This is a genomic window from Proteus sp. PR00208 (assembly GCF_016238545.1).
Taxonomy (GTDB): Bacteria; Pseudomonadota; Gammaproteobacteria; order Enterobacterales; family Enterobacteriaceae; genus Proteus.
On sequence record NZ_JAEHQE010000007.1, the window covers coordinates 85506 to 99394 of the forward strand.

At 36.3% G+C, this 13889-nt stretch carries 9 protein-coding genes and 4 tRNA genes; 10 read left to right on the forward strand and 3 right to left on the reverse strand.

Annotated features, from left to right (window positions below; translation table 11 throughout):
* The first annotated feature begins 142 nt into the window (after window positions 1-142).
* Window positions 143-2770 (forward strand): DNA topoisomerase (ATP-hydrolyzing) subunit A, encoded by a 2628-nt coding sequence (gene gyrA, locus JEP36_RS07150; protein ID WP_198619782.1) that lies wholly within the window; start codon window positions 143-145, stop codon window positions 2768-2770.
* 193 nt (window positions 2771-2963) lie between these two features.
* On the forward strand, window positions 2964-5798 hold the full coding sequence (rcsC, locus tag JEP36_RS07155; protein WP_198630029.1) for a two-component system sensor histidine kinase RcsC: 2835 nt from the start codon (window positions 2964-2966) through the stop codon (window positions 5796-5798).
* 388 nt (window positions 5799-6186) lie between these two features.
* Here the strand turns inward: rcsC and rcsB are convergent, their stop codons facing one another.
* Both rcsB and rcsD read right to left on the reverse strand, forming a co-directional pair.
* Window positions 6187-6843 carry a response regulator transcription factor RcsB gene (rcsB, locus tag JEP36_RS07160; RefSeq protein ID WP_006533269.1) on the reverse strand — a complete coding sequence of 219 codons (657 nt, stop codon included), beginning with the start codon at window positions 6841-6843 and terminating at the stop codon, window positions 6187-6189.
* 2 nt (window positions 6844-6845) lie between these two features.
* A complete protein-coding gene (gene rcsD / locus JEP36_RS07165) occupies window positions 6846-9554 on the reverse strand; it encodes a phosphotransferase RcsD (protein WP_198619784.1) in 2709 nt (902 codons plus the stop codon).
* Window positions 9555-9756: 202 nt separating this feature from the next.
* Between rcsD and JEP36_RS07170 the strand changes: the two genes are divergently transcribed.
* The 4 genes from JEP36_RS07170 to JEP36_RS07185 all read left to right on the forward strand — a co-directional run bounded on the left by JEP36_RS07170 (window position 9757) and on the right by JEP36_RS07185 (window position 10386).
* A tRNA-Ser gene (locus JEP36_RS07170) sits at window positions 9757-9844 on the forward strand.
* A gap of 6 nt (window positions 9845-9850) precedes the next feature.
* Window positions 9851-9926: transfer RNA gene (locus JEP36_RS07175), tRNA-Thr, on the forward strand.
* A 290-nt stretch (window positions 9927-10216) separates the two neighbouring features.
* Window positions 10217-10304 (forward strand) — tRNA-Ser (locus JEP36_RS07180).
* A 6-nt stretch (window positions 10305-10310) separates the two neighbouring features.
* A tRNA-Thr gene (locus JEP36_RS07185) sits at window positions 10311-10386 on the forward strand.
* A 122-nt stretch (window positions 10387-10508) separates the two neighbouring features.
* Here the strand turns inward: JEP36_RS07185 and JEP36_RS17880 are convergent.
* Window positions 10509-11246, reverse strand: coding sequence for a LexA family transcriptional regulator (locus JEP36_RS17880; RefSeq protein WP_160230518.1), 738 nt, complete (start codon window positions 11244-11246; stop codon window positions 10509-10511).
* 238 nt (window positions 11247-11484) lie between these two features.
* On the opposite strand from JEP36_RS17880, the gene JEP36_RS07195 reads away from it, so the two are divergent.
* The 4 genes from JEP36_RS07195 (at window position 11485) to JEP36_RS07210 (ending at window position 13814) form a co-directional block, all read left to right on the forward strand.
* Window positions 11485-12300: an antitermination protein Q gene (locus JEP36_RS07195; RefSeq protein WP_198619785.1), complete on the forward strand. Its 816-nt coding sequence runs from the start codon at window positions 11485-11487 to the stop codon at window positions 12298-12300.
* Window positions 12301-12662: 362 nt separating this feature from the next.
* Complete coding sequence (locus JEP36_RS07200) at window positions 12663-12971, forward strand: phage holin, lambda family (protein WP_088495157.1); 309 nt, start codon at window positions 12663-12665, stop codon at window positions 12969-12971.
* Complete coding sequence (locus JEP36_RS07205; protein ID WP_198619786.1) at window positions 12964-13368, forward strand: structural protein; 405 nt, start codon at window positions 12964-12966, stop codon at window positions 13366-13368. The genes JEP36_RS07200 and JEP36_RS07205 overlap by 8 nt, the downstream gene beginning before the upstream one ends.
* Complete coding sequence (locus JEP36_RS07210; protein ID WP_198619787.1) at window positions 13365-13814, forward strand: lysis protein; 450 nt, start codon at window positions 13365-13367, stop codon at window positions 13812-13814. The genes JEP36_RS07205 and JEP36_RS07210 overlap by 4 nt, the downstream gene beginning before the upstream one ends.
* Window positions 13815-13889: the final 75 nt, after the last annotated feature.

Sequence of the window (13889 nt, forward strand, 5' to 3'; positions counted from 1 at the left end):
CATGATTCTACCAACGTTAGACGGTGAAATCGAAGAGAATAGCGAAAGGATCATTAATTTAGTTGTTTCCTTTTTCCAAAAATTGGCGATTTGTGGTATAGTTCTAAACCTTTGAATCCGTAGTATGAGGGACAGTGGCTCCATGAGCGACATTGCCAGAGAAATCACACCAGTTAATATCGAAGAAGAGCTGAAAAGCTCATATTTGGATTATGCGATGTCTGTTATTGTAGGACGCGCATTACCCGATGTTCGAGACGGACTGAAGCCAGTACACCGCCGAGTGCTTTTCGCGATGAATGTACTAGGAAACGATTGGAATAAACCTTATAAAAAATCAGCCCGTGTTGTTGGGGATGTTATCGGTAAATATCACCCGCACGGTGACAGTGCTGTTTATGAAACGATTGTTCGTTTAGCACAGCCTTTTTCTATGCGTTACATGTTGGTTGACGGGCAGGGTAACTTCGGGTCAGTTGATGGTGACTCGGCGGCTGCGATGCGTTATACCGAAGTTCGTATGGCGAAAATCGCCCATGAACTGCTGGCGGATTTGGAAAAAGAAACGGTTGATTTTGTTCCTAACTATGATGGAACAGAACATATTCCGGCAGTAATGCCAACCCGTATTCCAAACTTGTTAGTCAATGGTTCTTCAGGGATTGCGGTAGGGATGGCAACAAACATTCCTCCACATAACCTAGGCGAAGTTATCGACGGCTGTCTTGCTTACGTTGATAACGAAGACATCACGATTGAAGAGTTGATGGAACATATTACGGGGCCTGATTTCCCGACTGCCGCTATTATTAATGGTCGCAGAGGAATTTTAGATGCTTACCGTACTGGTCGCGGAAAAATTTATATCCGTGCTCAGGCTGATATCGAAACTGATGAGAAGACAGGCCGCGAAACTATTATCGTGACAGAAATTCCTTATCAGGTGAATAAAGCTCGCTTAATTGAAAAAATTGCAGAGCTTGTTAAAGATAAGCGTATTGAAGGTATTAGCGGCTTACGTGATGAGTCTGATAAAGACGGTATGCGTATTGTCGTTGAAATCAAACGTGATGCTGTGGGTGAAGTGGTATTAAATCACTTATTCTCACAAACACAAATGCAGGTTTCTTTTGGTATTAATATGGTTGCGCTTCACCAAGGCCAGCCAAAATTATTAAATTTAAAAGAAATTATCTCTGCCTTTATTCGTCATCGTCGTGAAGTTGTTACTCGTCGTACTATTTTCGAATTACGTAAAGCACGCGACCGCGCCCATATCTTAGAAGCACTGGCTGTTGCCTTGGCGAACATTGACCCAGTTATTGAAATGATCCGTCAAGCACCAAATCCAGCAGAAGCAAAAGCGGCGTTAATTGCACAACCTTGGGATTTAGGTAGCGTTTCTACCATGTTAGAGCGTGCTGGTGACAGCAATGTTGCTCGTCCTGAATGGTTAGAGCCACAATATGGTGTGCATGACGGTAAGTACTATCTAACAGAGCAACAAGCTCAGGCTATTTTGGATCTGCGTTTGCAGAAACTGACCGGCCTTGAACATGAAAAACTGTTAGATGAATATCGTGAGTTATTGCTCCAAATTGCTGAGCTATTACATATCTTAAGAAGCCCAGAGCGTCTGATGGAAGTCATTCGTGAAGAGCTAAATGCGATTAAAGATCAATATAACGATCCTCGTCGTACTGAGATCACTGAAAATACAGCAGATATTAATATCGAAGACTTGATCAATGAAGAAAATGTTGTTGTGACACTTTCTCATCAAGGTTACGTTAAATATCAGCCACTTACCGATTACGAAGCACAGCGTCGTGGCGGTAAAGGTAAATCAGCAGCAAGAATTAAAGAAGAAGACTTTATCGATCGTCTGTTGGTAGCTAACACCCATGACACCATTCTGTGCTTCTCAAGCCGTGGTCGTCTCTACTGGATGAAAGTTTACCAATTACCAGAAGCAAGTCGCGGTGCTCGTGGTCGCCCAATTATCAACTTATTACCTCTTGAGCAAAATGAACGTATTACGGCTATTTTGCCAGTGAGAGAGTATGAAGAAGGTAAGTTTGTCTTTATGGCAACAGCAAGCGGCACCGTGAAGAAAACACCTCTGCAAGATTTCAGCCGTCCTCGTAGTGCAGGTATTATTGCCGTCAACTTAAATGAAGGTGATGAGTTAATCGGTGTTGATTTAACCGACAGCACTAACGAAGTTATGTTGTTCTCTGCGGATGGTAAAGTGGTTCGCTTTGCAGAAGATTGTGTTCGCCCAATGGGACGTACTGCGACAGGTGTTCGTGGTATGAAACTGAGCGATGACGATAAAGTGGTTTCACTTATCATCCCTCGTGGTGAAGGTGATATCTTAACCGTAACTGAAAATGGTTATGGTAAACGTACTGCTCAAAGCGAATACCCAACGAAGAATCGTGCAACACAAGGCGTTATCTCTATTAAAGTCAGTGAGCGTAACGGTAAAGTTGTTGGTGCAATTCAAGTTGAAGAAACTGACCAGATTATGATGATCACGAATGCGGGTACATTAGTTCGTACACGAGTTTCTGAAGTCAGCATTGTTGGACGTAATACACAAGGTGTTACCTTAATTCGTACAACCGAAGGTGAGTTGGTCGTTGGCTTGCAACGTGTTGAAGATGAAGATGATGCATTAGATGACGATGAAGTTAATGAAGTTATTAACGAAGAGTCATCAGAAGCACCTGATTCAGATTTAGCGGATGATGCAGACGAAGAATAATATTTATCATTATTGTGATGTATAAATAAAAGAAAGCAGGCATAATTGCCTGCTTTTTTTATATGGTAGGATCAGTTCATCATCAGAAAAAATTATCTTGATGATAAAGATCATATCATTCAGACATACAGTAACTTCTGCTAGAATAGAATAAGTTTCTTATGCGGTAGGCATTATTGATTAGGGTGGTTGTTTGAGATATCTCTCGTCCTTTAAAACATCGTTAAAAATTTCCCGCTACCTTTTTCGTGTATTAGGTATCATGTTGTGGGCGATGGGTGCATTGTTAACCATGTTTTACCTCATCAATATTTTCAATGACACAAAGTCAGATATTCGGCAAGAGTATAGTAATAACTACACCAATCTCCTTGGCTTCTTTAGGCAAACTTCTGGCACCATCCGTGATTTACAATACCTCGCAGAACGACATCAAGAACAGATCAATTTAAATCCGAGCATGAAAAATTCATTATTTTATGAAGGACCTTTTTCACTTCATAAACTTAATGACACTGCGGATTGTGAATTGTTTAAAGGACAAACAAATAACTATTTTCGCTCATTTAACAGCATCTTATATTATTGGAAAGATAATACACCCGCCCTGCAAGGAATAAACCAAGTCTTTATGGTTGGCTCCCATAGCATGTGTATGATTAACTTCCCTTTGCGCGCATCCCCTGTTGATACTGAAATGTTGAAAAAGATGGTTTACGAAAATACACGTAACTACATCAATCAACGCGCACAAGGTAAAGAGGTTAACCAATATTGGATAGTGCCAGATGCAAAAGGAGATAGCGGCATTTTATATGTTATGTCGCCAGTTTATGCCTCAGGTAAATTTATTGGCTTGATCGGTATTGAAAGGGCAATTCGCCTTGAATATTTTTCTCCCGCCAAAGACAGAGTGATTTCAATTCACCTTCTTAATAGTAGAAATACCACTGTTTTAAGCTATCCAGCAGAAAATAACTATCATGCCGTTAAACAAGTTCCTGATGTTAGTGCCCCTTATTTTGGTTTTGATGAAGACTTTAGTGACTTAGTTGCTAAGCGTAAATTATTGCCTTCATCTTTTAGTGTGGTGTATTCATTACCACTCAAACAAATTTTAAATGAATTTAAATTTACGATTTTTAATGCGCTGATCTTAAATATTATTTCAGCCATTATGATTTTTATCTTCGTATGGATCTTTGAGCGAAAAATATTCTCTCCAGCTGAAAACAATGCCTCTCGTCTGGAAGAACACGAGCAGTTTAACCATAAGATTGTAGCATCAGCGCCAGTTGGGATTAGTATTCTTAGAATACGTGATGGCATGATCATTTTAAGTAACGAACTCGCTCATAACTATTTTCGTTTACTTAGCCATAGCGATAAACAAAATATCCTCTCTATTATTGCAGAGAAAAGTAGCAATATGGTCGATGTAGTGACCAACAATCGTAATCATCTGCAAATTAGCTTTGTTAATTCACGTTATCAAAATGAAGATGTGGCCATCTGTGTTTTAGTGGATATTAGCGCACGGGTTAAAATGGAGCGCTCATTACAAAACATGGCGACAGCTGCGGAGCAAGCTAACCAAGCTAAATCGATGTTCTTGGCAACTGTCAGCCATGAATTACGAACGCCACTTTATGGCATTATTGGTAATTTAGAGTTATTACAATCTCTTACACAAAGCGATGATGCTGCTCGATTATTAAAAACGATGGATAACTCCTCATCGTTATTACTAAAAATTATTAGTGATATCCTCGATTTCTCGAAAATTGAATCTAAACAGTTAAAAATTGATATTAAGCCATTTAATTGTCGCCAAGTGCTCTCTTTTGTTATCTCTAACTATTTACCTTTGATTGCGAAAAAAGACTTAGCTATTTACTGTTTTATCGAACCTGATGTACCTAAAATTGTAAATAGTGATCCAGTTCGTGTGCAACAAGTTATCTCTAATTTATTGAATAACAGTATTAAATTCACTACGACAGGGTGTATTACCTTGCATCTTTATAAAGATGATTATTATCTCTATTTCGATATTCACGATACAGGGCGAGGGATCAGCGACAAAGCATTGCATGAGCTTTTTGAACCATTCTTCCAAGTGTCTCAAAATACAGAAAGTGCATCAGAAGGGACAGGATTAGGTTTAGCTATTTGTGAAAAACTAATTAACTTAATGGATGGGGATATCAGCGTTGTTTCCCAAGAAAATATTGGTAGCCGCTTTACAGTTCGTATACCTCTTTATGGTGCTTTAGAAGGCGTTGAGCCTTCTTCTAAACAGAATATTTATAAAGAAAGTAATGTTCGCTGTTTTATTGATATTAAAAATCTCTATTTAGAAGGCTTTATTGGTCGATACCTTCGTTATTTTGGCTTGAGTTGCGAATTACTTACTGAAGAAGTGGTGTTATCTTCAACCGATTTTATTATCACAGATTACGATATACCAAGAAAAGATAACTGCCAATTTATTAGGATCAACGAGCATTATTTTGAGCCGTCGAAGAAAACAGCTGGAAACGTATGGGTCTGCAGTACTTATAAATTAAACGAGTTAACAAAAATAATCCTGCAATTGCCACAAAATAAAGTGGAAGCAAATTGTGTGGATATGGTGGAGCAAGATACTGATTGTAGCTTACAAACCTTAACGATTCTTATTGTCGATGATCACCCAATAAACCGCTTATTGTTGACTGATCAACTGAAAAAAATCGGTTTTAATACAGTAACAGCAGAAGATGGCTGTGACGCATTAACGTATTTAGCTAAAAATCATGTTGATATCGTTCTGACGGATGTCAATATGCCAAACATGAATGGTTATCAGCTGGCAACACATATAATAGAAATAGGCAGTAATATGCCTGTGATTGGTGTGACGGCGAATGCGATTGCAGAAGAGAAACAACGCTGTATTGATGCAGGAATGAATGATTGTGTATCTAAACCTGTTTCGCTTTCTATTTTAAGAGAAGTGTTGGTGAAGTATATACCTAAAGAATAATTCTAGATCGTGAACAATAAAACGAGTAAAAAAACCAAGGCTAATTTATTAGCCTTGGTTTTTTTAAGTCAAAATAAGGTAAAAATGACGTAATTACAAAGCATTTTGATAGATAAAATGAAGCAAAGTACAGCCATAATAAGACAAGCCGATTAAAAGGAGAGTGAGGGAGTCTCTGTAACAGCCTATAAGCGAAAAAACTAGTAAAGGTATGATATAAGCCATGCAGCTTATAAGGTGCTTCTGAACAGGAAATATTTGCAAGAAAAGAGAAAGGCAAACCCAAAGAGAATGAGAGATAAAGAGTAAAAATTAAAAAGCAGAGAAGCTCCCACAAAGGGATGAGCTTCCTGATTTTATCGGTGCGACTAAGGTAACTACGGTGAAATTAATCTGGGCCGTTAATTTCCTTATCAATAGTCACTGATGACAAGTAATTAAGTAATGCGATATCGTTATCGACACCTAATTTCATCATGGCTGATTTTTTCTGACTACTAATCGTTTTAATACTACGATTAAGTTTTTTCGCGATTTCAGTCACAAGAAAGCCTTCAGCAAATAATCTCAGCACTTCACTTTCTTTTGGTGATAAACGTTTATCGCCATAACCATTTGCATTTACTTTTTCAAGTAGCTTCGCAACGCTTTCAGGCATAAATTTCTTGCCTTTTTGTAGTGCAGCCAATGCTTTTGGTAGATCAGTCGGAGCACCTTGCTTAAGCACAATACCTTCAATTTCAAGATCAAGAACTGCGCTCAAAATAGCTGGGTTGTTATTCATTGTGAGTACAATAATCGACAAATTAGGATAATGTCTTTTAATGTACTTAATGAGTGTAATACCATCACCATACTTATCGCCAGGCATAGACAAGTCAGTAATTAAAGCATCCACATTTAACTTAGGTAAGTTATTGATAAGTGAAGTCGAATCTTCAAATTCACCTACAACATTGACCCATTCAATTTGTTCTAAAGATTTACGAATACCGAATAAAACGATTGGGTGATCATCGGCAATAATAATATTAAGGTTATTCATGTTTAATTGTTACCTTGCTGCAGCAACTGTTGAATCCATTTATCCAGTTGAGTGATACGTTCTTTGATCTCTAATTCATTATGATTTTTTATGTCATGCTCTAAATATTCACAGCTTTCTCTGAGATATTCTAAATCTAACATGGCAAAAACCCCTTTTAGACGGTGAGCTGTCTGGGCTAGAGAATAAAAGTCTTTATTTGTTGCTTCTAAGTGTAGTTTTTCAACATCAATAGGAACAGTACTGATAAATAGTTCCTTATAATCACTACCATTCAACTTCTTCCTATAATTATTAAGAATTACTTCGTATTTATCAAGGTTATTATTTTCATCCCAAATACTCTCTTCAGTTGTATCTAGGGAAAATGACTCATTTTCTTCAATTAAATAAGTAATAGCCTCTATTAAAGGATCACCGAAGTTATAGTTACACTTTATTAAATCTTTTGATATTTTTTCAAATCCAACAATAGAACTCATTAATAATATTGTTGGAGATTCAGGGTTATCATTCGGCGTATCCTTAAGTATGATATCGTATTCAGGATAAAGATTCTCTCTATTTTTATCAAAGTATGTGGCGCCATATTTATCAAGCTGTTGACAGATAATTTTTTCTATTTCAGGATTTTTTATAGCGAGTTTTGCGTTTACTCCCTCTAATAATACGTTAAATGTTCGTTCTTCAGTATCTATATGCTGGTATGGGAGTGCAATTTGGAAATGAGAACCAATACTTTCTTGGCTCTTAATCGTTAATTCTCCTTGTATTTTGTTGCATAGCAAATGGCATAAATAAAAAATGATACCTGAATTAGAATAATATTTGTCTCCCATTGCTTGTCCTAAGAATGGGTATTTTATATTAGCAATATCTTGAGGGGTAAGCCCGCTTCCACTGTCAATAATATCTATAAGTATTTCTTCTTTATCTTTATTTTTAACTAAATTCAGATTAACGGTTATCTTTCCATAATTAGTCGTGCTAATGGCATAATTAATCAATGATAAAATAATCTTACTTAAAGCGGGACCATCGTTAATTAAAAGTAATCCAGGTCTTATATTATTGTGGAAATAAAGTGTTAGGCCTTTTCTTATCATAAAAGGTGATGCTGTTATCAGAATAGATTCAACTAATGTTGATAGTTCAAATTCATCCTTATGAATTTTCCATTCTTGGTTTTCTAACTTATTAATTAATGTAATGTTTTCTATCCATTCAGAAATGTAATTTGTTTTCTCTAATAATAAGCTAAGCAATTGTTGATGAGTGTCTTCGGGTAATAATTCTTTAAATTGATAAACCATCTCATTTATATCTTTGATAGGACGCATTAATTCTAATGACATATTAGATAAGATCTTGCGTCGTGCGATGGTATTTTTCTCATATTCTTGCTGTGCAAGTTGTAATTTTTTATTGATTAGCGCTTCGTTATCTTTATTCAGAAATATGAATAATGAGGTATTGTCAATATTGTTATTATTACTTGTTCTTATTTCATAAATTTCGTTGTTGATAGCCGTTTGAATTAAGCCATTGTGCTCAACTGCCATTTGGCGGATCTTAGATAAATCGATATGAGGCAGTAATTTTTCCGCATGACTATTACTAATAATCTTATGGTTAGAGGAAAAATTATAGACTAGTAATCCTATCGGAAGGTTTGAAATGATGTCGTTTGTCATCTCTTCTTTGATCCGTAGATTACGAGTCATAGAGATATAAGGGAAAACGTACTTGTTACGGATATAAATATGGCCAAAAACGGAGATAGAAATAAATATCAGTAGACTGATTAATAACCAAATATTTTTGTAGGCAATCTCTTTTATAATCGACTTCATAGGGTATTCATAAGAGAGTGAATATGGGATCCCAATAATCGGTTGAGAAAAAATCAGTGAAGAGCCATCGGTTGATATTTCAATGTTATTCTTGTCATAAACAGATTGCTGACCTGTCGGAAGTAATCTTAAGTAGTGTGGAGATAGCTCTGAAGGCAAGAAATTATTGATAGGCAAATCAAACGCCACTACGCTGGTTAGCTGACCCGGAACATTAAACATAATACGATAAGTATAGTAATAAATGTTTTCCGTAGACATTTTCCTAATAGGAGAAAGGCTCTCTTTTTCATCTAATGCAGTTGATTGCATCAATAACTCAGACCGTTTACTTTCAGCCGTTAATGTTAAATAGCTTTCTTTGTAACGGATCTCCGGTTTAAGCACAGAATGGGTCGTAATTAAGATAAGATCATTCCCTTTACCATTTAGATAATAAAGTGAACTGTAATCATTACGCACACCCCAAAGAATTTCGAGTGAATTTGCAAATCGTTGTGCTAACTGAAAGGTTTGCTCATTGGGTTTACCAAATATAATGGAATCTACGGTTTGGTCTCGTCCTTCAAGCCAAAATACATCAGAACGCAATTTTATTGGATTAAGTCGCAATACAGGAAACATCGAGGTATCGGTTATTTTATTTGATAACTGAAAAAGCTGATTAGAGTGATAACGGTAATCTTCAACCTGTCGAGAGAATTTGAGAGTTGTATTGTTGATAGCGTTTTTTTTGCTATCTAGCCAAGTGTCAAAATAACTGTAAGCGTATAGAAAAAGCGATATGACCATAAAAAGAAGGAATAGGGCATATAGACGAGTTAGTGTATTTGGCTTGAGTTGGTTCAATGTACGCATTCAGTTTGCGAGCCTTTAAGAGACAATGTAATTAAAAATAGAAAATTGAATAAACAATCACCATTATTCAGCCATTATATTAACAGGTTATCCTTTTAAAAGGGATATTCGGATGAACTTTGAGCAAACAAACAAAAAAATCTATTTTTTTTACAATCGGAGCTAGACAGCGGGGTCAGAGATAGGCATAATTCCGCGCTATGGAAGGATGGCCGAGTGGCTGAAGGCAGCGGTCTTGAAAACCGCCGATGGGAAACCATCCTAGAGTTCGAATCTCTATCCTTCCGCCAGAATTAGCCGGCTTAGCTCAGTTGGTAGAGCAACTGACTTGTAATCAGTAGGTCACCAGTTCGACTCCGGTAGCCGGCACCATATAAGAACCCGTTATCTCGTAAGAGGTAGCGGGTTTTTTCTTATCTATAATTCTCTTTTTTATTTTTCCTCTTATTTATTTTTATTTAAACCCTTACGGGGTACTCCGTTTATTTCTCGATATCACTCTGCTTTTTTATCTTTAGTTATCAAAAATTAATCAATATATTAGTGAGTTAGCATTTTTTAAGCAGAAAGCGTTTGAAGATTGAGCAAACAGATAAAAAAGTCATTTTTTTTACAATCAGGACTAGACAGCGGGGTCAGAGATAGGCATAATTCCGCGCTATGGAAGGATGGCCGAGTGGCTGAAGGCAGCGGTCTTGAAAACCGCCGATGGGAAACCATCCTAGAGTTCGAATCTCTATCCTTCCGCCAGAATTAGCCGGCTTAGCTCAGTTGGTAGAGCAACTGACTTGTAATCAGTAGGTCACCAGTTCGACTCCGGTAGCCGGCACCATATAAGAACCCGTTATCTCGCAAGAGATAGCGGGTTTTTTCTTGGATCAATTTTAATATTGAAATGATATAGTAAAAAAACACCACATAAAAAGATTGTGGTGTTTTTGTGTATTATCGTGATCACCAACCCATCACAGACCAATTAAATACTCGTCCCAAAATTTTCACTTCTTCTAATGTCGAACGCTCATCTGGGTAATCAATAGTATTATAGCTGCGGATGATAATGGTGTTATTGGGGAGTCGGTGTAAAATTTTAACTCTCAAAAGATCGCCTTGTTGAATAGCATAAATACCACCATCAACAATTTTTGTATGTCCTGTACTGATAGTGACAATCGAACCATCAGGAATAACTGGGGACATACTGTCACCATGAACTTTAAAAGCAACGGCATCACTAGGTTGAACGCCATAGCGATTAAATGTAGAACGAGAAAATCTCAATAATTCCACCTTTTGATTATCAGTGGTACAACTTCCGAAACCTGCAGCCAATTCAATAGTAGTATAGAAGGGGATCTCAACTTCATCTCGTTCTATCGGCGTATTATTATCCCAATCATCAACAGGTGTCATTTCATTTACTGAAACACCATCGTTTCTTTTTGCTCCTCGCCCATATTCTAACCATTCTGCTCGAACATCGAGCCATCGACTTAATGCTAAGATATTTGTTGGATCAGGAATTGACTCATTGTTCAGCCATTTCCATACAGCTGGAGCACTGACTTTTATGCCTTGCTCAGCGAGTGCATCTGTAATTCTTTTACCTAATCCACGTCCTGCAATCCCTGAATCTAAGCAAGCTTCTTGAAGCCTTTTTGTGAACTCCGTTTTATTATCATTTTTAACCACTGGTTAATTTCCTTTGCTGCTTGACGTCACTTTGGTTAAAATATAGCATTAACTATTAGTTAATAAAAGTGCGAAAAGTACAAAAAAGTAACTAAATAAACCAATGCAAGAGTGGTAAGTAAAAATCACGTTGAGATAACGCCGTAAAATGCGGGTGATTTAGATGCATAAATGCCATGCCTTGTCGTGGTACATGGATGACCAATGAGTAGTGATAGGAAATCAAAAGGAGCATTAAATGAGACTAGCAGACTTACCTAAATATTTTTCACCAAAAAGCATTGTATTAAGTGATGTAAGAACAGTGAAGGCAGTAGATTCACTGTCAGTGACTGATGTGATGACATCAATTAGTTTAGCAACTCGAAAAGGGCGAATGGGCATAGAGTTATTTTTAGCTAAACATAGTATTAATCATCCCAGTGAAGCAATAGAAAGCCTTTATCAATATGCACTAACCCAAGCTTATCAATATAAAGCCATTGATAAACTTAATGAAGATGTGAAAGCTAATGTTTTACACATTATTGCTAATTATGCTTTCCAAGATTACGCAAGAAGTGCCGCAAGTAAGAAAGCGTGTCCTGATTGCAGTAATGGATTTATTGAAGTTGACGTTTTTACTACCAAAAGCTACACCTCAAAATCTGTTAAAGAGCTTGAGCGAAATTTTAAAAATGAGCTTAAAGTTAAACCCCAAAATAAAACTTCTTACCGTGAAGTAAGAGAAACAACTCGAGTGGTTTGCCCTACATGTAAGGGGAAAGCTGAAATTCGTTTAGCATGTCGTTGTCATGGACGTGGTCAAGTTTTAGATAAAAAAGAGAGTGAAAAGCAGGGTATGTCTGTTTTCAAACCTTGTAATCAATGTTCAGGACGCGGGTATCCTCGTTTAAAATTCAGCGAAGTATTAGAGAAAGTACAAATGGTGGTGAGTGTTTCTAAAACTGCTGCGTACAGTAACTACAAGCCGTTATTTGAACATTTAGTTGAAGAGTGCTTTAAAGAAGAGTCCTTATCAGAAAAAATTCTGCAAGAAGTGACTGCTAAGTAATAATTTTCTCTATTTATTTATTTTTGTAGAAACTAGTTATTGACTTCTAGGAAAAATAAGCATACTATAACTCCACAGTGAGAGATTTGTATCTAAAGACCTCACAACAGAATATAAAAAGCCCCACTTTTGAAGTGGGGCTTTTTTGTATCTCTATTTTCGTAACTAATATAAATTAACGATATCTGTTAAATTTTATTTTCAATAGAAGACCACCATGTGGTCTTTTTTTCTATCTGCCACTTATCTAATTAGATAAAACATAAACATACTCATGTTAAAACAGTACTTAAATTTAAGTGCTGTGGATGAGTATATTATTTATTACAGTTCCTCCTATTGGAGGTAAGCCATGAGAAACAATGAAAGAAAATCCAGATCTATGGGAACAGATATTTATTGTCCTTTCTTCAATGAAAGAACAAGGAATATCAGCCTCTCTAGCTGGAGGAATGGCTATTCTTCGAGGTTTATATAACGGCGGAGGATGGAAAAAAACCTCTATAGATGGGCTGATGTGTGCAATGTTTGCTTGGTTTATTAAAGATATTCTAATTTTATTTAATATTAATCATGAGTTTGCTTACTTAGCCAGTGTGTTTATTGGCTATGTCGGAGTAGATTCCGTGAGTAAACTCCTTAAAGGAAGAGCAGGAGTTAAAAATGGCTAAAATAGCACGAGGTGAGCGTAATAATAATCCCGGTAATATCCGGCACGGTTCGAAATGGCAAGGATTATCCATAGAGCAAACCGATAAAGATTTTTGTCAATTTATTTCACCTGAATATGGAATACGAGCTATCTACAAATTATTACAAACGTACCAAAAAAAATATGGTTTAAACACTATTAAAACAATTATCAATCGTTATGCTCCACCTAACGAAAATAATACGGCAGGCTATATTATTAGAGCATCAAAAGAAATTGGTATTGAGGAAGATAATCCAATTAATACACAATTAAAAAATGTCGCTATTCCTTTAGCAGTAGTGATTGTTAATATTGAACTTGGCTATCAACCTTATTCAGAAAAAGTTTTTGAAGATGCCTGGTTGTTATTATGAATTATTTATTAAAAATAATGGCAATAGTGATTTTATGCCTAGGTATAGGATCGATTTGGTTAATTGATAAAAATAAATCCTTGAAAAAGGAATACAATAATATTAATCAATCTCTTATTCAACAGATTGCAGAGAATAAAGATTATCAATTAAGAATAAGTCAGCTTAATCAACTTGATAATCGTCATTTACAGGAACTTGTGCATGCAAAAAAAGAAATTGATCAGTTGCGTGATATTAGTGAGCGTACTCCTGAGCGGGTGTATATCAAAGCAGAATGCCCCAAAATATCAGCCAATTCCACCACCGGCTTGGTTGATGCAAGCACCGCCAGACCTACTGACACCGCTATCCGAAATTATTGGGTACTCAGAGAACGAATTGCGCAATCAGAACAGATTATTTTAGGTTTACAAGATTATATTCGGCAAGAGTGTATTAATTAAAAATCCCTTTAATTAATTTATAATCAATAAAAATTATTTATAAAATAAAATAGATTAAATTTTTATAAAGAAAAG